The 21,628-nt window shown below is 41.9% G+C and carries 22 protein-coding genes; 9 read left to right on the forward strand and 13 right to left on the reverse strand.

Going from position 1 to position 21,628, the window contains the following annotated elements:
- Positions 1-381 precede the first annotated feature (381 nt).
- Positions 382-1,551 (forward strand): thiolase family protein, encoded by a 1,170-nt coding sequence (locus FTU58_RS10465; protein WP_004973508.1) that lies wholly within the window; start codon positions 382-384, stop codon positions 1,549-1,551.
- A 92-nt stretch (positions 1,552-1,643) separates the two neighbouring features.
- On the opposite strand, the gene pcaD is transcribed toward FTU58_RS10465, so the two are convergent.
- The 12 genes from pcaD to FTU58_RS10525 form a co-directional block, all read right to left on the reverse strand.
- Positions 1,644-2,423, reverse strand: a complete 780-nt coding sequence (gene pcaD / locus FTU58_RS10470) for a 3-oxoadipate enol-lactonase (protein WP_096901607.1) — start codon at positions 2,421-2,423, stop codon at positions 1,644-1,646.
- 70 nt (positions 2,424-2,493) lie between these two features.
- Positions 2,494-3,699 (reverse strand): 3-oxoadipyl-CoA thiolase, encoded by a 1,206-nt coding sequence (gene pcaF, locus FTU58_RS10475; protein ID WP_070155120.1) that lies wholly within the window; start codon positions 3,697-3,699, stop codon positions 2,494-2,496.
- Between the two features lie 138 nt (positions 3,700-3,837).
- Positions 3,838-4,491, reverse strand: coding sequence for a 3-oxoacid CoA-transferase subunit B (locus FTU58_RS10480; RefSeq protein ID WP_104851987.1), 654 nt, complete (start codon positions 4,489-4,491; stop codon positions 3,838-3,840).
- Positions 4,492-4,513: 22 nt separating this feature from the next.
- Positions 4,514-5,200 carry a 3-oxoacid CoA-transferase subunit A gene (locus tag FTU58_RS10485; protein ID WP_104851986.1) on the reverse strand — a complete coding sequence of 229 codons (687 nt, stop codon included), beginning with the start codon at positions 5,198-5,200 and terminating at the stop codon, positions 4,514-4,516.
- 27 nt (positions 5,201-5,227) lie between these two features.
- Positions 5,228-6,448, reverse strand: a complete 1,221-nt coding sequence (gene benE / locus FTU58_RS10490) for a benzoate/H(+) symporter BenE (protein ID WP_004973520.1) — start codon at positions 6,446-6,448, stop codon at positions 5,228-5,230.
- 59 nt (positions 6,449-6,507) lie between these two features.
- The gene (gene benD, locus FTU58_RS10495) at positions 6,508-7,293 is read right to left on the reverse strand and encodes a benzoate diol dehydrogenase BenD (protein ID WP_004973522.1); all 786 of its coding nucleotides are present in this window, start codon (positions 7,291-7,293) and stop codon (positions 6,508-6,510) included.
- Between the two features lie 38 nt (positions 7,294-7,331).
- Entirely contained in the window at positions 7,332-8,348 is a 1,017-nt protein-coding gene (gene benC, locus FTU58_RS10500; protein WP_019837573.1) for a benzoate 1,2-dioxygenase electron transfer component BenC, read from the reverse strand.
- Between the two features lie 95 nt (positions 8,349-8,443).
- The gene (gene benB, locus FTU58_RS10505) at positions 8,444-8,935 is read right to left on the reverse strand and encodes a benzoate 1,2-dioxygenase small subunit (RefSeq protein WP_096901612.1); all 492 of its coding nucleotides are present in this window, start codon (positions 8,933-8,935) and stop codon (positions 8,444-8,446) included.
- Positions 8,932-10,320 (reverse strand): benzoate 1,2-dioxygenase large subunit, encoded by a 1,389-nt coding sequence (gene benA, locus FTU58_RS10510; RefSeq protein WP_096901613.1) that lies wholly within the window; start codon positions 10,318-10,320, stop codon positions 8,932-8,934. The genes benB and benA overlap by 4 nt, the downstream gene beginning before the upstream one ends.
- A 73-nt stretch (positions 10,321-10,393) precedes the next feature.
- On the reverse strand, positions 10,394-11,314 hold the full coding sequence (gene catA, locus FTU58_RS10515; protein WP_004973528.1) for a catechol 1,2-dioxygenase: 921 nt from the start codon (positions 11,312-11,314) through the stop codon (positions 10,394-10,396).
- A gap of 147 nt (positions 11,315-11,461) precedes the next feature.
- Complete coding sequence (catC, locus tag FTU58_RS10520; RefSeq protein WP_096901615.1) at positions 11,462-11,752, reverse strand: muconolactone Delta-isomerase; 291 nt, start codon at positions 11,750-11,752, stop codon at positions 11,462-11,464.
- A 13-nt stretch (positions 11,753-11,765) separates the two neighbouring features.
- Positions 11,766-12,875, reverse strand: a complete 1,110-nt coding sequence (locus tag FTU58_RS10525) for a muconate/chloromuconate family cycloisomerase (protein WP_004973532.1) — start codon at positions 12,873-12,875, stop codon at positions 11,766-11,768.
- A 116-nt stretch (positions 12,876-12,991) separates the two neighbouring features.
- On the opposite strand from FTU58_RS10525, the gene FTU58_RS10530 reads away from it, so the two are divergent.
- From FTU58_RS10530 to FTU58_RS10540, 3 genes are all read left to right on the forward strand, one after another.
- Positions 12,992-13,906, forward strand: coding sequence for a LysR family transcriptional regulator (locus FTU58_RS10530; RefSeq protein ID WP_096901617.1), 915 nt, complete (start codon positions 12,992-12,994; stop codon positions 13,904-13,906).
- A gap of 289 nt (positions 13,907-14,195) precedes the next feature.
- A complete protein-coding gene (locus FTU58_RS10535) occupies positions 14,196-15,569 on the forward strand; it encodes an MFS transporter (RefSeq protein WP_154320738.1) in 1,374 nt (457 codons plus the stop codon).
- A 108-nt stretch (positions 15,570-15,677) separates the two neighbouring features.
- Positions 15,678-17,036: a DcaP family trimeric outer membrane transporter gene (locus FTU58_RS10540; protein ID WP_257222358.1), complete on the forward strand. Its 1,359-nt coding sequence runs from the start codon at positions 15,678-15,680 to the stop codon at positions 17,034-17,036.
- A 76-nt stretch (positions 17,037-17,112) separates the two neighbouring features.
- Here the strand turns inward: FTU58_RS10540 and FTU58_RS10545 are convergent, their stop codons facing one another.
- The gene (locus FTU58_RS10545) at positions 17,113-18,537 is read right to left on the reverse strand and encodes a PLP-dependent aminotransferase family protein (RefSeq protein WP_180062413.1); all 1,425 of its coding nucleotides are present in this window, start codon (positions 18,535-18,537) and stop codon (positions 17,113-17,115) included.
- 207 nt (positions 18,538-18,744) lie between these two features.
- Here FTU58_RS10545 and FTU58_RS10550 point away from each other — a divergent pair, with 207 nt between their 5' ends.
- From FTU58_RS10550 to FTU58_RS10570, 5 genes are all read left to right on the forward strand, one after another.
- The gene (locus tag FTU58_RS10550) at positions 18,745-18,894 is read left to right on the forward strand and encodes a hypothetical protein (RefSeq protein WP_004973540.1); all 150 of its coding nucleotides are present in this window, start codon (positions 18,745-18,747) and stop codon (positions 18,892-18,894) included.
- Between the two features lie 187 nt (positions 18,895-19,081).
- A complete protein-coding gene (locus FTU58_RS10555) occupies positions 19,082-19,969 on the forward strand; it encodes a DMT family transporter (RefSeq protein WP_096901623.1) in 888 nt (295 codons plus the stop codon).
- A 141-nt stretch (positions 19,970-20,110) separates the two neighbouring features.
- The gene (locus tag FTU58_RS10560; protein WP_096902818.1) at positions 20,111-20,488 is read left to right on the forward strand and encodes a hypothetical protein; all 378 of its coding nucleotides are present in this window, start codon (positions 20,111-20,113) and stop codon (positions 20,486-20,488) included.
- Positions 20,478-20,936: a hypothetical protein gene (locus FTU58_RS10565; protein ID WP_026438387.1), complete on the forward strand. Its 459-nt coding sequence runs from the start codon at positions 20,478-20,480 to the stop codon at positions 20,934-20,936. Before FTU58_RS10560 ends, FTU58_RS10565 begins: the two co-directional genes overlap by 11 nt.
- Positions 20,937-21,134: 198 nt before the next feature.
- The gene (locus FTU58_RS10570; protein WP_004973550.1) at positions 21,135-21,623 is read left to right on the forward strand and encodes a helix-turn-helix domain-containing protein; all 489 of its coding nucleotides are present in this window, start codon (positions 21,135-21,137) and stop codon (positions 21,621-21,623) included.
- Positions 21,624-21,628: the final 5 nt, after the last annotated feature.

Here is a 21,628-nt window from a genome sequence, read left to right on the forward strand (position 1 = left end):
AACTTGAAAATAGCACCAAGGTCTTGAAAAGGTAAGTTTTAACGTATGTTCATCAGTGAACCAATGAATTTAAAAAATATCATGTGAAAAATAGCACAATCCATAAGCCAAATCGGTTGTCAATAAAACTGAACCAAACAGGTCATTTTAGTGAAATAAAATTGGATTTCTAAAACTTTTATTCTATTTTTCATAAGCAAGGCCTAAAAGTCTAAGATCAATCAAGCATAGCAATTCAGCACTTTGCGAGATTGCAATGCTCATCTTTTGATTTACATTTAACGTGAATTACTTGCTAACTCACAGGGATGTTATTGGTAATTTTAAAAAGCATGGCTTTTACGGTAATCACTTTAAAAAGACGGTAATAAGGGACTAAAAATGATTGTAATTGTAGATGCTGTACGTACCGCAATGGGCGGCTTTCAAGGTTCACTGGCAAGTTGTATAGCACCCGATTTAGGCGCGGTTGCAATTCAACACGCAGTTGCACGTGCAGGTTTAAGTGGGACTGACATTGATGAAGTAATTTTTGGTTGTGTATTGCCTGCAGGTTTGAAGCAAGGCCCTGCACGTCAGGCGATGCGTCAAGCGGGTTTACCCGATAGTACAGGTGCAACCACCATCAATAAAATTTGTGGCTCTGGCATGAAAGCTGTTATGCAGGCAGCCGATGCTATTCAGGCAGGTTCAGCGCAGATTGTGGTCGCTGGCGGTATGGAATCTATGTCGAATGCGCCGTATTTGCTAGATAAAGCACGTGCAGGTTTCCGTATGGGACACGGCAAAGTCACAGACCACATGTTTCAGGAAGGTTTAGAAGATGCTGAAACAGGCTTGTCGATGGGCGTGCTGGCGCAAGACATGGCAGACAAGAAAAACTATACCCGTGAGCAGCAGGATGAATACGCAATTCGCTCTTTAAACCGCGCGGTAGAAGCCATTCAAAACGGTTATTTTAAAAATGAAATCGTGCCTGTCACTGTTCATTCACGTAAAGGTGATGTGATTGTCGATCAGGATGAACAACCGTTAAATGCCAAAGTCGATAAAATTAGCAGTTTGCGTCCCGCATTTAAAAAAGATGGCACGATTACAGCCGCCAATGCCAGCTCTATTTCAGATGGCGCATCTGCTCTGGTGATTACATCAGATGTGGTTGCGGCAGAGCGTGGCTTAAAACCGCTTGCAAAAGTTGTGGCATACGCGACACATTCACAACATCCTTCTGAGTTTACTCTTGCTCCTGTAGGGGCGATTCAAAAAGTGCTAGATAAAGCAGGGTGGTCGGTTGCCGATGTAGATTTGTGGGAAATTAATGAAGCCTTTGCCATGGTAACCATGCTTGCGATAGATGCTTTTGATTTAGACCCTGCCAAAGTGAATATTCAGGGTGGTGCATGTGCTTTGGGGCATCCTCTAGGTTCTTCAGGTTCACGTATTATTGTGACGCTCATTCATGCATTGCAACGTATAGGCGCGAAAAAAGGCGTGGCATCTTTATGTATTGGCGGTGGTGAAGCCACAGCGATTGCGGTGGAGTTAGTTTAAGTCCAGCTCGTCTAACTGCAGATTCATCTATAAAAAATAGAGTTCTCGAAAGAACTCTATTTTTTTAACTTATTAACAATAACAATGAAGTTTTATGCTTGGATAAACTGCTTCACTGCTTGGTTAAATTCATTTGGCAATTCTACGTTAGAAATGTGCGATGCATTGATTTCAAACAATTGGCTATTGGCAATACGTTCAACCATAAATTGACCATCGACAACTGTTGTCACAGGGTCTTGCTGACCTGCAACCACTAAAACAGGCACAGTGATGTCTTTAAGTTGTTCACGTACATCCGCTTTAGCCAAAGCTTCGCAACAGCTCGCATAACCTTCGGCGCTGCCAGCTGCCAAGTCGTTTTGAAGATTGTTGACCACTGTCGCGTTGCTTTGGATAAAGGGTTCAGTAAACCAGCGTGATGCTGCAGTCGAAGCAATCGGTTGTAAACCTTGTTCACGTACCAATGCGGCACGGTCATTCCAAGCCTGTTCTTGACCAATTTTTGCCGCAGTATTACACACCACCACCTGATTAAAACGTTCAGGGCGATGAATCGCTAACCATTGACCTGTTAAACCGCCCATAGAAATACCACAGAATGCCGCTTTTTCAACATTTAAGTGATCGAGTAGATTTACAACATCTTGACCCAATTGATCAATGCTATATGGACCTTGCGGAGCTGATGATGCACCGTGACCACGTGTGTCGTAGCAAATTACAAAAAAGTCTTGCTGGAAAAAATCAATCTGTGCTTGCCACATTTTGAAGTTTGTACCCAGCGAGTTTGAAAAAATCAGTGCAGGTTTTGTAGCATCACCAAAAGTTTGGTAATTGATTTGCGCATCATTTGAGGTAAAAGTTGGCATTTTTTTTAAATCCTTAATCTTATAAATCCCCCTAAATCCCCCTTTATGAAAGGGGAACTTTTAATGAGGATTAAACACGTTCAATAATCAAAGCAATACCTTGACCAACACCGATACACATTGAACATAAACCGTATTTACCGCCAGTTTGTTCAAGTTGGTTCAGTGCTGTAGTGACTAAACGCGCACCAGATGCACCAAGTGGGTGACCTAAAGCAATTGCACCACCGTTTGGATTGACTTTCTCTGAACCATCTTCAATGCCTAAGTCACGAGTACATGCTAATGCTTGTGCAGCAAAGGCTTCGTTCAGTTCAATCACGTCCATTTGTTCAATGGTCAAACCTGTTTGTGCCAACAATTTTTTGATTGCAGGCGCAGGACCAAAGCCCATAATACGTGGTTCAACACCAACAACAGTTGAAGCAATGATTTTGGCACGTGGTTTTAAGCCGTGTTGTGCAACCGCTTCTTCAGAAGCAATCAGTAGGGCAGCCGCACCATCGTTAATACCTGACGCGTTACCTGCAGTCACAGTACCGTCTGCTTTTACCACTGGCTTTAATTTTGCCAATGCTTCTGCTGTGGTTGATGCACGTGGATGTTCGTCTGCAGCAACAACGACAGGCTCGCCTTTACGTTGTGGAATTTCCACTGCAATAATTTCTTTGTCAAAGAAACCGCGTGCTTGTGCAGCAGCAGTACGTTGTTGGCTGGTTAGAGCAAACAAGTCTTGATCGGCACGGTTAATATTGAACTGTTCCGCTACATTTTCAGCAGTTTGCGGCATAGTTTCTACGCCGTACATTTCTTTGAGTTTCGGGTTAATGAAACGCCAGCCCATTGTGGTGTCTTCAATTTTTTGACTACGACCATAAGCAGATTCTGATTTACCCATCACAAATGGAGCGCGGCTCATTGATTCAACACCACCTGCAATAATCAGGTTTGCTTCACCTGCTTTAATTGCACGTGCGGCCATTGCAATTGCGTCTAGCGATGAACCACATAAACGGTTTACAGTGGTTGCTGGCACTTGGTACGGTAAACCTGCTAAAAGTGCAGACATACGACCCACGTTACGGTTGTCTTCACCTGCTTGGTTGGCACAGCCGTAAATCACGTCATCAACTTGTTCCCAGTTTACAGATGGATTGCGTTGCATAAGTGCTTTGATCGGTAATGCGCCTAAGTCATCAGCACGGACTGGAGCTAAACCACCTGCATAACGACCAAATGGGGTACGGATGGCATCGACGATATATGCGTTTTTCATATTTTATTTTCCAAATATCTTAATCTCTCCCAACCTCCCTTTAAAAAAGGGAGGAGATTCCCACCTAAAATTACTTGATGGAAGTCCCCCTTTGAAAAAGGGGGATTTAGGGGGATTAAAAATTATATTTAAAGACGATTAAGCCTGAGTCGCATCAATCAGCTTTGCACCAGTCAATGACTGTAATTCTTCAAAGCTCAAGCCTTCAACTTTTTCAAGAACTTTCATACCTTCAGGAGTTACGTCAATCACACATAAGTCAGTGTAAATGCGGTCTACACATTTCAAGCCAGTTGCTGGGTAAGTCAATTCAGCCACGATTTTTGGTTCACCTTTTTTGGTGACGTGATCGGTTGTGATAAAGACTTTTTTCGCACCAACGGCTAAGTCCATTGCGCCACCAACAGCAGGAATCGCATCTGGCGCACCTGTGTGCCAGTTTGCCAAGTCGCCATTTTCAGCCACTTGGAATGCACCCAATACTGCGATGTCTAAGTGACCGCCACGCATCATGGCAAAAGAGTCACCATGATGGAAGAATGAGCCGCCTGTTAGCATGGTCACGAATTCTTTACCTGCGTTGATTAACTCAGGGTCTTCTTCACCTGCAGGAGGTGGTGGACCGAAAGCCAATAAACCGTTTTCAGAGTGTAAGAATACGTCTTTGTCTGAAGGCAGGTAGTTTGAAATTTTAGTTGGTAAGCCAATGCCGAGGTTGACATAAGCACCGTCTGGAATGTCTTGTGCCACACGTTCAGCGATTTGATCACGTGTTAATTTGGTATAGCTCATGATGTTCTCCTTCACGTGACAGTTATGCAGATTGTTCAGGTTGTTTTGCGCCAACGGCAACAACGTGCTGAACGAAAATACCCGGAGTGATGATGTGTTCAGGATCTAACGCGCCTAACTCAACCACTTCAGAAACCTGTGCAATTGTCACATCGGCAGCCATCGCCATGATTGGGCCAAAGTTACGTGCAGATTTACGGTACACCAAGTTACCCCAACGGTCGCCTTGCTGTGCTTTAATTAAAGCAAAGTCTGCGCGGATTGGGTTTTCTAGTACGTAGTCTTTACCTTCATAATTTAAGGTTGGTTTGCCTTCTGCAAGTAAAGTACCAAAACCTGTAGGGGTATAGATTGGACCTAGACCCATACCTGCAGCCTGAATACGGCATGCCAAGTTACCTTGCGGCACCAGTTCAAGCTCGATTTTGCCTGCGCGGTAAAGTTCATCAAATACCCAAGAGTCAGACTGACGTGGGAATGAACAGATAATTTTACGTACCGCGCCAGCTTTTAGCAGTTTCGCTAAACCGTAGTCACCATTACCTGCGTTGTTGTTTACAATAATTAAATCTTTGATGCCAAGTTCAATCAAACCATCAATGAGTTCCGCTGGCTGACCTGCGGTACCAAAACCACCAATCATGATGGTTGAACCATCTTTAATTTGCGAAAGGACTTCTGTTAAAGAAGTTTGACTTTTATCAATCATAATGTGTCCTAGACAATTGCCTGTCCATTAACTTTTGGAACTTTGAGTTGAAGGTAGGGGTGCTGCTGAGTTGTCGCGTTTGGTTAATACCCAATGTGCGATCAAACCAATACAGATGCCCCAAAATACAGAACTTAGCCCTAAAAACTGCATGCCAGAGGCAGTTGCTAAAAAGGTGATGAGGGCTGCATCACGCTGTGATTCTTTACTCATTGCAACTGAAATATTGGTGGCAATTGCACCCAAAAGTGCAAGTCCAGCCAAAGCTGCAATCAGTTCTTTGGGCAATAGGCTAAATAGCATGACGATGCTACCCGCAAATAACCCACCTAAAATATAGAAAATACCGTTTGCAACACCTGCAATATATCGCTTTTCTTTCAGTTCGTGCGCATCTTTACCTAAGCATAATGCTGCAGTAATAGAGGCAAGTACAATGGTAATTCCTCCCACACACGCAACGGCAAGAGAAGCGATACTGGTCGCACTAATAATAGGCTTAGCAGGCATGTCATAACCGCTAATTTTAATAATTGCCATACCCGGTAAAAACTGCCCAGACAAGCTGACTAAAATTAAAGGTAATGCCAAGTTTAAGGTTGAATTCCACGTCCATTCAGGTGCAATAAACTGTGGAATTGCCAAACTAAAATTGGTGGTGACAGGGTTAATTTTACCGAGCATTAAGCTGAGTATAATGCCTGCAGCAAGCACCCAAATCATGGCATAACGTGGACTAAAACGCTTTGCCAATAAAAATACCGCTAGCATCCCAAATACAATGTATGGCAGGGTATCGGTTGCAGTAAATAAGCCTAAGCCAAATTGAACCAAAATACCTGCCATCATGCCTGCTGCGACTTCTTGCGGAATCCAAGACAGGAGTTTGTCAAAATAACCTGTGATTCCAATCAAAAAAATCACCACAGCAGAGGTGATGTAGGCTGCAACTGCTTCATTCAGGGTAATATCGGGAAACAGTGTGACCAGCAATGCGGTACCGGGTGCAGACCAAGCGGTGACCACAGGCACTTTGTATTTAATGGACAAAAAGATACCTGCGACAGCAGCACCAATAGAAATTCCCCAAATCCATGAAATCATCATGTCTGGGGAAACTTGGGCTTGCTGTGCCGCTTGGAAAAAGATGATCAATGGCCCTGAATAGGAGATCAGCACTGCTAAGAATCCTGCAACAGTGGCTGAAATTGACCAGTCATTTTTTAAAGTTTGGAACAGGTGACTCATTGACGATTTGCCTCCTTGCGTCAAGCAATGATCCTGTTGAAGTTGGTCATGATCTTGGCTTAGCCCTGATCACCACCACCTACAGGTACAACGGTACCTGTCATGTACGATGACTCATCAGAAGCAAGGAACAGAATCGCATTCACTTGTTCCTGAATGGTGCCATAGCGACCCAAGAAGGTACGATCAATGGTTTGATCGACCACTTGTTGCATCCACTCTTTTTCAGATTCTGAAAGTGGGTTGGCATTACGTGGCACTTTACGTGGTGGCGCTTCTGTACCGCCAGTTGCAATAGCATTCACACGAATACCATCTTTGGCATGTTCAAAGGCGAGGGAAGCGGTTAAACCGTTTACACCACCTTTAGACGCCGAATATGGCACGCGGTTAATACCACGTGTTGCAATTGAAGATACGTTTACAATGGTACCTTTCTGGTTTTTCACCATTTCAGGCAATACTGCGCGGCAGCACCACATAGTAGGGAACAATGAACGATTCACTTCTTTGATAATTTCTTCTTCAGAAAATTCTTCAAAAGGTTTCATCCAAATTGCACCGCCTACGTTGTTGATGAGCACATCAACACGACCATAGGTTTCAAGTGCTTTAGCAACCACAGATTCTGCACCTGCAAAAGTTTCAAGGTTGGCTTTTACGGTTACTGCATCGCCACCGTGTTCTTCAATTTCGGCCAACACTTCTTCTACATAGGGAGAAAGGTCTGCCATAACCACTTGGGCACCTTCACTCGCCACTTGTAAAGCCACACCGCGACCAATGCCTTGAGCGGCACCAGTCACGATTACAACTTTGTTTTCAAATCTTTTTGTGCGATTCATTGTATTCTCCGACTATGTTTCTAGACTGTATAACAAACTTAGTTGGCAGAGAATTTTTCAAATAGGAAGCTTGCAGGTTTAACACCTTCTGCATCTAACCAGCCACGTACCGCTTCTACCATTGGCACTGGACCACATAGGTAGATGTCTACATCACCACCGTTGAGCCATTCGTTTTCGATATGGCCAGTCACGTAACCTTTACGCTCGTGTGCAGATTCTGGATTTGCCACTACAGTGCGGTACTCGAACCAAGAGAATTTTTCTTGTAGTTCGTTTAATTTTTCAATTGCAACCAAGTCAAAGTCATTGGTCACACCAAAAACTAAACGTACAGGGTGCTCAGAACCTTTTTCTTCAAGTACTTGCAGCATAGACATAAATGGTGCGATACCTGTACCACCTGCTAACATCACTACAGGGCGTGCTACATTACGTAAGTAGAAGCTACCAAATGGACCCGTAAAGGTCATTTTGTCGCCAGCTTTGGCATTTTGGCTTAAGAATTCGCTCATTTTGCCGTTTGGTACGTTACGTACTACAAAACCAGTTAAGCGGTTACCAGGCTTAGAGCTGAAAGAATATGAACGGGTTTCTGTTGTACCAGGAATACCCACATTCACGTATTGACCTGCAAGGAAGTGAATGTCTGGTTGACCTTCATCTAACTGAATATCAAAGGTAATCGTCGAGTCAGATAAGTTTTCGACACGAGCCAAAGTACCTTCAAATGCATGAATTTCAGTTTTACATACATCAGAAGTTGCTTGAATTTGGAATACTGCGTCAGAAGTTGGTTTACATTGGCATGCAAGAATGTAGCCTTGTTCAGCTTCTTCTGGTGTCAATGCATCTTCAATATAAGTTTCTTCAGGCATGTCATACGAACCTGATTCACAAAACGCACGGCACGTTCCACATGCACCGTCACGGCAGTCCAAAGGAATATTGATCTTTTGACGGTAAGCTGCGTCTGACAGTGTTTCACCATCTGTAACAGAAATAAAACGTGTAACGCCATCTTCAAATTGAAGTGCAACATTGTGGTTTGACATGGCTGAATATCCTATATAAATCTTTGAAACTAGACCTTTCAGCCAAGATTCCATCTGGCTGAAAGGTTTTTACCTTGCTGTAAATGAATACAGTCTTAGAGGTGGTAGATATCGATTACTTGGTTGATGTAATCGTTTTTCAGCACCACGTACTTGCTTAAAATTTGCGGTTTGTCGCCAGAAAAATCGATTTCATAGCGTGACATACCAAAGTAGCTGTAGTTAGTTTTGTAACGGAAACTTAAAGTGTTCCAGTTAAAACGTACAGTGACTTTATCGCCATCACGTTCAACAATTTCAATGTTGCTGATGTTGTGGCTTGTGCGTGTATCTGGCATGGTTGCAGATGAACGCTCAGTTTTGATACGGAACACACGGTCTTCTAAACCTTGACGGTCTGGATAGTAAATCAAAGAGATTTCAGACTGTGGATCTTGAGTTAAACGGTCATCGTCATCCCAAGCTGGCATCCAGAAAGAAGCAGTAGGAGCGTAGCACTGTAACCACTCATCCCATTGCTCATCATCTAAGAAGCGAGCTTCTTGATAAAGGAATTGAGCAATATTTTCTAAAGTAATCGCGCTCATGCGTTTTCTCCTTCAGTAGATGCAGCAATTTCTTTTTCAGTCGCAATACCTTTTTTGATTAGATCTAACCAATGTTGGTGCTGTGAAAGATATAAACCTTCGTCTTCAGTTTTAATACCTGAAAGTTTTGGTTTTAAACCGATTTCGTTTGCAGCATCGTCTGGACCTTGGATCCAATGCTTAGAACCACGGCACATATCGTTCCACTCAAGTGCGATACCTGCGTAGCCAACTTGACATGCACGGAATTCTTCAAGATCGTCTGGTGTAGCCATACCTGATGCGTTAAAGAAGTCTTCGTACTGACGAATACGGCGTGCGCGTGCTTCTGGCTCTTCACCTACAGGTGCGATACAGTAAATCGTCACTTCAGTCTTATCGACAGAAAGAGGACGTAACACACGAATTTGTGAACCGAACTGATCCATGAAGTACACGTTTGGATAGATACACAAGTTACGTGAACGCTCGATCATCCATTTCGCCATTGCTTCACCGAATTGCTCGGTGTATTCATCTTTCTTGGCAAAGTTAGGACGGTCTTCTGGGTTAGCCCATTGAGTCCAAAGGAGCATGTGACCATTTTCAAAGCCGTAAGAACCACCGCCTTGTTTGCCCCATGAACCTGCGCTCATTGCACGGATGTTATCGCCAGCTTCTTTTTCTTTACGTTGCTGAGTTGTTGCAGCGTAGTTCCAGTGTACTGCAGACACGTGGTAACCATCGGCACCGTTTTCAGCAGTTAACTTCCAGTTACCTTCATAGGTGTAAGTCGAAGAACCACGTAAAACTTCAAGACCTTGTTGAGATTGACCCACAATCATGTCAATGATTTTAGTCGCTTCGCCTAGGTATTCTTCTAAAGAAGGAACATCTGGGTTTAAGCTACCAAACAAGAAACCTTTATAGCTTTCAAAGCGGGCAACTTTTTTCAAGTCGTGTGAACCGTCTTTGTTAAAGCAATCTGAATAACCTGCATCTGCTGGGTCTTTAACTTTTAACAACTTACCAGAGTTGTTGAAAGTCCAACCGTGGAATGGGCAAGTATAAGTTGCTTTGTTACCACGCTTGTAACGACATAATTGTGCACCACGGTGTGAACACGAGTTGATCATGGCATTCAATTCGCCATTGCGGTTACGCGCAATGATGATTGGCTGACGACCAATGTAAGTGGTGTAGTAGTCATTGTTGTTTGGAATTTGGCTTTCATGTGCCAAATAAACCCAGTTGCCTTCAAAAATGTATTTCATTTCTAGGTCAAACAGGGCTTGGTCTGTGAATACTGAACGGTGTAATTTAAATTCACCAGATTCAAAATCATCAACCAATAATTCGTCAATACGGTCTAAGTGGCTAGTATTGATAACAGGAATACGAGGCATGTCCTTTCTCCGACTTTCCAAGGAGGGCAGTCATCGGGATGGGGCAACGACCACATCCCGATTCCATTTCAAATTATGCGCTTGCGCGGCGACGTTCAACTTCAGTAGAAGGAACGCCAGCTTGATCTTTCTGAAGAACAATGTTGAACTGGATGTGTTTGAAAGGACCTTTCAGACCACGTTTTGCAATTTCAGCTTCATCAGTCACGTCAACCGCAGTTGCCACCAGACCTTCACGAGTCGCGAATGCAAAGTCATCCCACAGGTATTGGTCGCCTTCAATATTGAATTGAGTAGTCAGCTTGCGGTAACCCGGTGCAGATACGAAGTAATGTACGTGCGATGGACGGTTACCGTGACGGCCTAGCTTGTCCAGTACAAACTGAGTTGTACCTTCTGGAGGGCAGCCATAACCCACTGGCATTGTCGTCAATGCAGTATATTGACCATCGGCAGCGGTAATGATGCTGCGACGCAGGTTAAAGTCAGACTGTGACTTGTCAAAGAATGAGTAGTTGCCCAGGCTGTTGGCATGCCAGATTTCAACTTTAGCACCTTCAACACGGTTGCCGTCAGTATCAGTCACTGTACCTTCAATGATCAGCGTCGGGATTTTGCCTTCTTCAGAACCATCGTCCATACGCGCAAAGCTTACTGTTTCAGGTGCGCCAGAGACATAAAGTGGACCTTCAATCGTACGTGGCGTACCGCCAGTAATGCCTGCTTTAGCATCCGCTTCATCAGCACGTAAGTCTAGGTAGTGTTCCAGACCCAAACCTGCAGCCAATAAACCTAATTCGTTCGCTTGACCGGCATCAGTAAAATATTCCAGACCTTTCCACAGTTCTGACTGAGAAATATCAAGATCTTCGATCGCTTGGAAAAGGTCACCCAATAAACGCACAACAACTTGTTGTACACGTTCATCTACAGGGCCTGTCGCTGTATCAACGTTCATTTGCTTAACTAATGCATCAATTTCTTGGCGATTCATTTTCATTCTCCTTGGAGGTGTGCTTTGGTGGCGAATATCTCTGGACTAAAAACGAGATAATTGGCTGCCACTTTCCTTGTTTACTTGGTTTGCTAAATGTTTACTTTGGTGCTGGAGTAAGGTGCTTACTCCAGTTTCCGAATTAAATCAGGTGTCATCTTCACGAATTGATGAAGGGTGGCGGTTCAATGCCATCACTTCAATATTCATGTAAGGGTAGAGCGGAAGACCTTGCAGAATGTTGTGCAGTTCTTCATTGCTCTCAACATCAAAAATACTGATGTTTGAATACTGGCCAGTAATACGCCAAATATGACGCCATTTACCTTGACGCTGTAATTCCTGCGAATATGCTTTTTCAACGGCTTTAATTTCGTTAGCAGTTTCTGCTGGCATATCCAATGGAATGTTTACATCCATACGTACGTGGAAAAGCATGGGTTTCTCCTAATTACTGACGACGCAAGTTGTCAATTTTGTCTTCATCCAACTCAATACCTAAACCTGCACCTGTTGGAAGGTGTAATTCAAAGTCTTGGTACTGAAGTGGAGTTTTTAAAATTTCTTCGGTCAGCAATAACGGACCAAATAATTCTGTGCCATAAGCTAAATTCTGGAAGGTCGAGAACACATGCGCAGATGCAATCGTGCCGACAGGGCCTTCAAGCATTGTGCCGCCATATAGGTCGATGCCTGCCAACTGTGCAATTGTTGCAACTTCACAACCTTCGATTAGACCCGCAGATTGGGCAACTTTAACTGCAAATACAGATGCAGCATTACGTTTTGCCAATTGATAAGCGCTTTGTGGGCCCATCAATGATTCATCTGCCATGATGGCAATATCAAATTTACGTGTTAAACGCTCCATGGCATCAATGTTGTCAATTGCACATGGTTGTTCAATTAAATCGACACCACCATCTTGTAAAAGCTGGATGCCTTTAATTGCTTCAAGTTCTGACCAAGCACGGTTTACGTCTACACGAATAGAAACGTCTTTACCCAATGCTTGTTTGATTGCCAATACGTGTTCTACATCTTGCTCTACTGGGCGTGAACCGATTTTGAGCTTGAATGTGTTGTGGCGTTTAGCCGCAATCATTTTTTGTGCTTCAGCGATGTCTTTTTCTGTATCGCCAGATGCAAGTACCCATAACACAGGAACCGAGTTGCGTAGGCGACCACCTAAAATTTCACTTAAAGGTTGGTTTAAGCGCTGCGCTTGAATATCTAATAAAGCAGTTTGAATGGCACATTTCGCGAAACGGTTGCCATTGATATTCTTTTTAATGACCTGTAAAGTTTGCGCAACATTCAAGCCAGCTAAAGTTTTTAGCAATGATGCGAAATATGTTTCGATATTGGTTTTTACGCTTTCTGGGCTTTCTTCACCATAGCCCAAGCCGCCAATCGTGGTTGCTTCGCCCCAGCCAACAAAACCATCTTCAGTGGTGATTTTGACTAATACAAGGGTTTGGGTTTGCATGGTTGCAACCGCCATCTTGTGTGGACGGATGGTTGGTATTTCCACCAGCAAAGTTTCTACTGACTTATACATGGTTTGCCCTTCATATCATTGCTTTATTACAGTTATGTGATATACCTTAAAAGAATAAATTGCATTGGTCGAAGATCAAATATGCATTTTTTTATACTTAAAAGGTATTTTGAGCTATGGAACTCAGACATTTACGTTATTTTGTTGCTGTTGTAGAAGAGCAAAGTTTCACCAAGGCAGCAGAAAAACTCTTTATTGCTCAACCACCTTTGAGCAGACAGATCCAAAATTTAGAACAAGAGCTTGGAATTCAACTATTTGAGCGTGGAAGTAGACCGCTTAAGACCACCGAAGCAGGCCAATTCTTTTACCAACATGCCGTTAAACTTTTGTCTAATGCGGAAGAAATCAAGTCGATGACAAAACGTGTCGGTATTGCTGGTCGTACTGTGACTATTGGCTTCGTTGGTTCTTTATTGTTCGGATTATTGTCAAGAATTGTGTATTTGTTTAAGCAGCAGCATCCGCATTTAAAAATAGAAATGGTGGAAATGACCACCAATGACCAAATTCAGGCACTTAAAGAAGGGCGCATAGATGTTGGATTTGGACGCTTAAGAATTTCTGATCCTGCAGTTAAACGTATCTTATTACGTGAAGAACGCTTGATGGTTGCAGTACATTCGAGCCACCCATTTGCGGCACAAAAAGAAGGTGTATATTTGGCGGATGTTGTTGATCAACAACTATTTTTATATCCAAATCACAACAAGCCAAACTTCTCTACCCAAATTCGTGGCGTGTTTTCTGAGTATGGTTTAGAACCTCGCAAAATTCGTGAAGTGCGTGAATTACAATTGGCGTTGGGTTTTGTTGCTGCAGGTGAGGGCTTGTGTATCGTGCCAGAAAGCGCACAAAATATTCATTTGGCACATTTGCACTTTATACCTTTATTAGATGACTCGGCTGTAAGTCCTGTGTTTATGGCAATTCGTAATATGGATGAAAGTGAAGACATTCGATCTTTGTTTGACTGCATTTATCAAGTTTATGATTTGGAAGCATTTACTTATGATCGCAATGTATTCTAGTAAAGCCATATAAAACAAATATTTATAACTATATTTTTTATATAAAAGCACAGATATTTTTAACAAAATACTGTTATGTGAATTGCCTGAAAAAACTTTTTTAAGCATCACATTACAGTATTTTTTTCGCCTTGTTATTTTTATCTATTTTAAAATCAATATCTTACAAAACTATAGACTTTTTAGGTATGTATCTATGCCTATTCAGTTTTGGACAAATTTTAACTTATTATTCATTGTGTGCATCTGAGTTGGAGTAACGGACTTCACAATTAGGAGGTGAAGCAAGATGCAAAGCAATAAAATTAATATTAATACCTTGATTGACGAGGCCAAGTTCACGCCATTCCATTGGGGCGTATTGTTTTGGTGTTTGATGATCATTATTTTTGACGGTTACGACTTGGTCATTTATGGGGTTGCATTACCACTACTGATGCAAGAGTGGGCGCTCAGTGCAGTACAAGCAGGTTTACTGGCCAGTACGGCATTGTTTGGCATGATGTTTGGTGCCATGACCTTCGGTACCTTATCGGACAAGTTAGGTCGTAAAAAGACCATCATGATCTGTGTGGCTATTTTCAGTGGCTTTACATTCTTAGGTGCGTTTGCAAGTAATCCAGTTGAATTTGGTATTTTACGTTTCCTTGCTGGGCTTGGTATTGGCGGTGTAATGCCAAACGTTGTGGCCCTTATGACAGAATATGCGCCAAAGCGTATTCGTAGTACTTTGGTTGCGCTGATGTTTAGTGGTTATGCCATTGGCGGTATGACTTCAGCATTGTTGGGTGCATGGTTAGTGCCAGAGTTTGGTTGGAAAATCATGTTTTACATCGCAATTATTCCATTGGTGGCTTTACCATTAATTTGGAAATTCTTGCCTGAGTCACTCATGTATTTGACCAACAAGAAAGAAATTGAGCAAACCCGTAGTATTGTGCAAAAAATTTCACCAAGCCAACAATTAAATGGTGACACTGAGTTTGTACTGAATGAAGTGACTAAAGGCGATGAAGCACCTGTAAAAGCATTGTTCCAGCAAGGCCGTATGTTCAGTACGTTCATGTTCTGGATCGCATTCTTCATGTGCTTGTTAATGGTTTATGCTTTGGGCAGCTGGTTACCAAAATTAATGATCCAAGCGGGTTATTCATTGGGTGCAAGTATGATCTTCTTATTCGCACTGAATATTGGTGGCATGATTGGCGCAATTGGTGGTGGTGCATTGGCTGACCGCTTCCATATCAAAAAAGTACTCACCATTATGTTTATCTGTGGTGCAGCAGCATTAATTCTGCTTGGCTTTAACAGTCCACAAATTGTGTTGTACACCTTAATTGCAGTTGCTGGGGCAGCAACCATTGGTTCACAAATCTTACTTTATACTTTCGTCGCACAATATTACCCATCTACTGTACGTTCTACAGGTATGGGCTGGGCGTCAGGTATTGGTCGCATCGGTGCAATCGTTGGGCCAGTACTCACAGGTGCACTATTAACCATGAATTTACCGCACCAAATGAACTTCTTTGCTATTGCGATTCCAGGTGTAATTGCTGCCTTAGCAATCTTCATGGTGAATTTAAAAACGTCTGTAGAAGCTAAAGCCGCTGCGGAGCCTGCTGTAGAAAGCAATCCAGTCGCACAAAAAGCAACCCAATAATTTCTTTACCTTTCCATTAATCTACAGTCATCAATGATATAGATCGCCATCGTAAGCGATGGTGATCTGTTGCTAGAATTTGATGGCACAATAACAAGCGAGTTTAGGATGAACGCGAAAACATTAACCCAATCTTTTAATTTTCAATCTACAACGGTTCGACCAACAATGCAGCGCACGCTCATGATGAGCATGATTGCATTGAGCATGGGCGGTATGAGTGTTGCAGCACAAGCGCAAACTCAACAGCAAAAAGAAATTGAACAACTTAGACAAGAAGTTCAGGCTTTACGTGGTTTGATTGAGCAGCAAAAAGTACAAAATGCACAAACTGCAACAGCAATTGCCAATGTGCAACGTAGTGCAGCAGCACCAGTTGCTAATCCTGTGTTAAAAACTGCCAAAGGTGCCGAATTTAATCTATATGGTAATGTGCGTTTAGATGCTTCTTATCAGGTAGAAGGCGGCGCTAGAGATATGCCGTATAACCAAATTAACGGTGTACCACTTGAAGGCAATAAAGAACAAAGTGATCGTTTAAGATCAACACTTTCTGCAACCCGTTTAGGTTTAGATTTTAAAAGCCCAGTGGGTGATCAAGACGTAAAGGGTAAACTTGAAGTTGACTTCTTAGGTGGAGCAAACCTTGATAACTTACGTATTCGCCATGCTTATTTGAACTATGGGAATTGGTTGATTGGTCAAACTTGGTCAAACTTTGCAATTCCAGACTATATGCCAGAAACCATTGATGCTTTGGCGTATGTTGGTGGTGCGGTGAAACGTACACCACAAGTACGCTATACAACAAAGTTTAGCCCACAAACCAATTTGGTGGTTGCAGCTGAAGACCCTAAAGACAGTTCAATCAGCCAGCGTTTACCTGCATTAACTGCGCGTTTAAATCATCAATTTGCAGATAATTTAAATGTCAGCGTACGTGCGATGGGACATGAAAAACGTGTCAATTCTGATGAAGAAATGGCATGGGGTGTCGGTGTAGGTGCTAAATACGATGTTGTACCTGGCACGACTTTAAAAGCCGATTATTACCATGTAAAAGGTGATAGCAGCTTTGTATCATTTACCAACAAAGGTGTTGCTGTTACTAACCTTGATGACAAAGGTGCGATTACTGCAACGAGTGCTATCGCAGCGCAAAGTGAATTCGATTCAATTATGGTCGGTATTACACAAAAGTTTGGTGACAAAGTGCATGGCACTTTGGGTTATGGTTATATGAGTTTTGACAAAGACCCTAACTACATTGCAGCAACGAAAGACACAACCACGATTAACAAAGACTTATGGCAAGCTTGGGCAAACGTATTCTATAGCCCACGTAAACCGTTAAGCTTTGGTTTAGAATATGTTTATGGTGAGCGTGAAGCATTTGGTGAAGCAGCAAATGGCAGCAAAACAGGTGAAGATAACCGAATCAATGCAGTCGCAATTTATAACTTCTAAAATAGCCCTGTAAATCACAAAAGAGCTGAGCCAAAACTCAGCTCTTTTTTTTTGTCGGGTGATCGGCTCTGTAATTTTAGGCATGAGTATATTGGGTGATGTGTTGCTGTATTACCGCAGACAAAACATCCAGTGCAGTCGCAATATCACTGTTCCAAGCAAAAGAACAGTTTAAACGAATAAAGTTCTGGCTGACCTGTTCAGAACGGAACAACTGACTTGGCGCAATGCCAATCTTATTTTGAATCAATTGCTGATAAATCGTATAGCCATCTATATATGCAGGCAGTTCAATCCATAAAAAGTAACCACTAGAATAGTAGTGAATTTTACAAGCTGGGTTTAAGCGCTGTTTCAACTGCTGATAAAACACTTTTTTGTGTTTTTCTAATTGCTTGCGTAATTGACGCAAATGTTTTTCATAATGATGATGTGACAGAAAATCGACCAAAGTGTTTTGCAGTAAGGGACTTGCAGAAACCGTGCTCATGAGTTGCAAATGCTGAATAGCATTGGAAAATTGTCCTGCATAAACCCAACCAACCCGCACAGCAGAACCCAAAGTTTTAGAAAAAGAAGCGCAGTGCAGTACCCGTTGTTGTCGGTCAAAATACTTCATGGGTAGCGGTTTTTGCGTTCCGTAATACAATTCTTGATAGACATCATCTTCAATTAAATACACTTGATATTCTTCAAGCAAACTCGCAATGCGTTGCTTAATTTCATCTCTGACACTAAAGCCAATAGGATTATGGATATTCAACATCAACCAGCAGACTTTAATCGGGTATTGTTTTAAGGCTTGTTCAAATGAGTCTAAATCGAAACCTGAAACGGGGTGTTCTGGAATGGTAATCACCTGTAAACCAAGACGTTCAGCCGCTTGCCATGCACCATAAAAAATAGTTTCTTGTAATAGAATAAAATCTCCAGGTTTGGTCAAAGCTTGTAATGACAAATTGAGCGCATCTAATGCGCCAGATGTAATGACAATGTCATTTGAATGGGTGGGTATGCCTTGTAAACAGTAGCGATTTGCAATTATGGTTCTTAATTCATAATTGCCCGGTGGCATGTGGTCGTGGCTAAAATAACTGCTTTTTCGCTTGGCGTGCTGCGCTAAAATTTGCATTAACTTTGGGTTAAACAGTAATTCTGCATTGGGAAAGGCAGAGCCTAAAGGACTGACATCTGCAGACTGAATTGATTTTAAATAGCCAAAGACCAAAGAGTTCATTTGAATATGTGCATTTAAACTCAAACTGCTTGGTACAGGTCGTTCAGTTTGATTGAGACGTTCTGCGACATAAAACCCCGACTTTTGTTTAGCGTAAACCAATCCCTGAGCTTCAAGTTCTTGATAAGCGTTTAGCACGGTCATTAAGCTATAACCACTGATTTGTGATTGTTCTCTTAACGAAGGTAACTTGCTATGTGCTTTCCATGCACCATTTTCAATGAGTTGCCGAATGTTCAACGCCAATTGTTCAGATTTATACATGGTATGACTCAAGCATTTTTTGCAGCTGTTACTTATTTTGATCTATTTTTAGGTTTAAAACATTAAATAATTTCTGTTTTTATAACAGATTGGCATGTATCTAAAATCAACTGTTATAGTTTTTAATGAATATTTTGTATCTACAGCAATGCTTTAGAATTTTACATAATCTGTATATCCCCATAATCTGGCTAGATTGGAGTCGATATGCAAGAAGATAACTCACGCAAACCACAGAAATATGCCGATAGCAGTATTTCAGACAAAGCATTTAAGCACATGATTATTTGGTTTACCGTGTATGTAGCTTTATTTTGTATCGGCGTGGCTGTTGTGGTGAATTTAGATAAGTTCTAAACAGTTTTTGAATAACAGCACACCTATAATCGCTTCAAGATATGAAAAACATTCATTTGAATTTTAATGAATGTTTTTTTTGTTTATAAAAGAGATCGTAAGCGCATAACTCAAAAGCAATAAAGATCGCAAAAATAACGGAATAGGCGTAAATTATAACTTTATCAGTAAAGCATTTGTGGTTGCAATGATTTCGAGTTGGGTGCTCTTTACCTTAATGGCTGCATTTATGCAGGCATGGCGCAATGCCTTTCAAAAACAACTCAGCACAAGTGTAGATGTTTATGGCGTGACTTTGGCACGTTTTATTTTTGCCTTGCCTTTTGCATTGGCGTATTTAAGCATTTTACAATGGCAGCAGCCTGTTCAAGCCAAACTACATTTTAGTTCGGTGTTTTGGCTGTATATCATTATTGCAGCAGTGTGTCAGATTTTAGCCACGGCTTTAATGGTAAAACTGTTTCAACAAAAAAATTACGCAGTAGGTGTCGGGCTTGCCAAAAGTGAAGCAGTTTTAGCCGCAATTGTAGGCGTGATTTTCTTACAAGAACATTTAAGTGCATTGGCTTGGTTCGGCGTTGCGATAGGCGGTATTGCGGTATTTCTACTCAGTAAAGGCAATCAACGCAGTGATTTTTCATTCACGACTTTAGCCATTGGAATCGGTAGTGGACTCAGCTTTGCGGTGACTTCTTTATTGGTGCGTGAAGCCAGTCTAGAGCTGGATTTCTTACCGTTTATTCACCGTGCTGCATGGGTTTTGGTGTGGGTCATTGGCTTACAATGTTTTATCTTATTGGCTTTTTTAGGTATATTTAAACGACATACCTTATATGCCATGTGGCAGCGGGTTGGATTAACTTTTAAAGTGAGCGTCTGCAGTTTTTTAGCATCACTGGGCTGGTTTAGTGCCATGAGTATGCAAACTGTGGCGATTGTGAAAACACTCGGACAAATTGAAATATTATTCAGCTTACTTATTTCAGCGTATTTCTTTAAAGAAAAACTTGCCCGTACCGATCATTGGGGATTGGGATTGGTCGTGCTTGCAGCAATGTTGGTTATTTGGGCGTAGCATCATATTTCAAAGCTAAGTAATTTCAAATTCATGTCATATCCGTTGCACTTCATTTGAGCATCTCAGAAATATAAAAATAAAGATTCTCTATCCGTACAATCTCGTTAGAATACTCACAGCTTATCTTAGAGAATTGTCATGTCTAAACCACAGCAAAAGCAAAAAAACTCAGCCTTGGCAGAATTGATAGAAGAACAAAAACTGCTCTGTGAAGAATTTGGTTCAGCCTATATTGCAGTGAGTGGCGATGATGTTGTCGCAGTTGCAGTCCAGACCTTAAATAAAGACCCAATTGTGGGCTTGCGTAAAGCGCCAGAAGGTGAAGAAAAAGTCGCGTGGTACATTTATGGCGGTGAATTGGGTGAAGATGAAGTGAACTTTGAAACCATGCCTGTGCGCGAGTTGCAAGATATTTTGCCTGACGTGCTTCCATATCTGGCTTTAGAACAAGGCTACCGCTTTATGATTGATGCTGATGACTATGAAGATGTCTGGAAAGAAGGCGATGAGTCTTAAGCTTATGCGCATGTCGAACATGGCAAAAATATCGGTGAGCATTATGCTTGGACTGCAAAGTCTGAGCGTAATGGCACAAGGTATTCAAGCGCAGCAGTTGGCACTTGAAGCATCATCTACACCTATTACAATTCCACATACAGCCAATGGGTTGACCCAAACACAATATCAAGATTTGTTAAATCAATACACGCAAATTGTGAATGACAGCAAAAAAATATTGGATGATCCTACGAGCCAAGCAACGGCAGAACAACAAAAACAGGCATTTTGTGCACGCTATCACGCCTATAAAAATATTGCTGAAATTTCCGAGTACAATCCAAACTTGTATCCTGCACCTGTGATGTTAATGGTGGCAAAGCGTTATTTAGAACAGCAGCACAACAGTTTCACGGCTTCAGGTATGACTGAACAAGTTTTTTGTGCAGGAGCTACATCTAAATAGTGTGATCTGCCTTATAAGTGAATAGCAAATTTAAAGATTGAAGATGCAGGCGTATAAAACCCCAAAAACTGGGGATTCCTTTTAAGCAGATTGTGAAGTCATACTTCATTTTTTATCAATTTTCATGCAAAACTAACTTTGCAAAGACTGTAGAATCTTTTAACTTGCAGGTAGTGAACTGAGGGATAGGCGACATAGATGAAATGGGATGAAATTGGCGAGCAGCCTTGTTCGATTGCACGAACCTTGTCGGTGATTGGTGACCGTTGGACGATGCTGATTATTCGTAATGCCTTTATGGGCATGCGTCGCTTTGATGATTTTCAACAACATTTGGGCGTAACGCGGCATGTATTGTCAGATCGTTTAAAGCGTTTGGTGGAACATGAAATTTTAGTCAAAGTGCCTTATGTAGAGCGCCAAGAACGTTTTGAATATAAATTGACAGAGAAGGGCTTGGAGCTTTATCCCTTAATGCTGTCTATGGCAAATTGGGCAGATAAATGGATGGATCAAGGTTTAGGTAAGCCTGTGGAATACATCCATAAAAATTGTGCTAAGACGTTTCAACCTGTCGTGGTATGTTCGGAATGTGGTGAAGAACTGCATGCCAAGCAAGTAAAACCACATTTTACCCCAGTGTATTATCAGTACATCCAAGCACAGCAGAATTTAAAACAAGCCTAAATCAG

Origin of the sequence: Acinetobacter sp. YH12120 (genome assembly GCF_013418795.1) — a bacterium.
Lineage (GTDB): Bacteria > Pseudomonadota > Gammaproteobacteria > Pseudomonadales > Moraxellaceae > Acinetobacter > Acinetobacter towneri.

Coding starts and splice junctions, on each gene's coding strand:
- FTU58_RS10535 (WP_154320738.1), top strand. CDS start 14,196: ATGCAAAGCAATAAAATTAATATTAATACCTTGATTGACGAGGCCAAG.
- FTU58_RS10545 (WP_180062413.1), bottom strand. CDS start 18,537: ATGTATAAATCTGAACAATTGGCGTTGAACATTCGGCAACTCATTGAA.
- benE (WP_004973520.1), bottom strand. CDS start 6,448: ATGAGTCACCTGTTCCAAACTTTAAAAAATGACTGGTCAATTTCAGCC.
- catA (WP_004973528.1), bottom strand. CDS start 11,314: ATGAATCGCCAAGAAATTGATGCATTAGTTAAGCAAATGAACGTTGAT.
- FTU58_RS10465 (WP_004973508.1), top strand. CDS start 382: ATGATTGTAATTGTAGATGCTGTACGTACCGCAATGGGCGGCTTTCAA.
- FTU58_RS10485 (WP_104851986.1), bottom strand. CDS start 5,200: ATGATTGATAAAAGTCAAACTTCTTTAACAGAAGTCCTTTCGCAAATT.
- FTU58_RS10555 (WP_096901623.1), top strand. CDS start 19,082: ATGATTTCGAGTTGGGTGCTCTTTACCTTAATGGCTGCATTTATGCAG.
- FTU58_RS10550 (WP_004973540.1), top strand. CDS start 18,745: ATGCAAGAAGATAACTCACGCAAACCACAGAAATATGCCGATAGCAGT.
- benA (WP_096901613.1), bottom strand. CDS start 10,320: ATGCCTCGTATTCCTGTTATCAATACTAGCCACTTAGACCGTATTGAC.
- FTU58_RS10540 (WP_257222358.1), top strand. CDS start 15,678: ATGAACGCGAAAACATTAACCCAATCTTTTAATTTTCAATCTACAACG.
- FTU58_RS10480 (WP_104851987.1), bottom strand. CDS start 4,491: ATGAGCTATACCAAATTAACACGTGATCAAATCGCTGAACGTGTGGCA.
- pcaD (WP_096901607.1), bottom strand. CDS start 2,423: ATGCCAACTTTTACCTCAAATGATGCGCAAATCAATTACCAAACTTTT.
- benB (WP_096901612.1), bottom strand. CDS start 8,935: ATGAGCGCGATTACTTTAGAAAATATTGCTCAATTCCTTTATCAAGAA.
- FTU58_RS10570 (WP_004973550.1), top strand. CDS start 21,135: ATGAAATGGGATGAAATTGGCGAGCAGCCTTGTTCGATTGCACGAACC.
- catC (WP_096901615.1), bottom strand. CDS start 11,752: ATGCTTTTCCACGTACGTATGGATGTAAACATTCCATTGGATATGCCA.
- FTU58_RS10525 (WP_004973532.1), bottom strand. CDS start 12,875: ATGTATAAGTCAGTAGAAACTTTGCTGGTGGAAATACCAACCATCCGT.
- benD (WP_004973522.1), bottom strand. CDS start 7,293: ATGAATCGCACAAAAAGATTTGAAAACAAAGTTGTAATCGTGACTGGT.
- pcaF (WP_070155120.1), bottom strand. CDS start 3,699: ATGAAAAACGCATATATCGTCGATGCCATCCGTACCCCATTTGGTCGT.
- FTU58_RS10565 (WP_026438387.1), top strand. CDS start 20,478: ATGAGTCTTAAGCTTATGCGCATGTCGAACATGGCAAAAATATCGGTG.
- FTU58_RS10560 (WP_096902818.1), top strand. CDS start 20,111: ATGTCTAAACCACAGCAAAAGCAAAAAAACTCAGCCTTGGCAGAATTG.
- FTU58_RS10530 (WP_096901617.1), top strand. CDS start 12,992: ATGGAACTCAGACATTTACGTTATTTTGTTGCTGTTGTAGAAGAGCAA.
- benC (WP_019837573.1), bottom strand. CDS start 8,348: ATGTCAAACCACAATGTTGCACTTCAATTTGAAGATGGCGTTACACGT.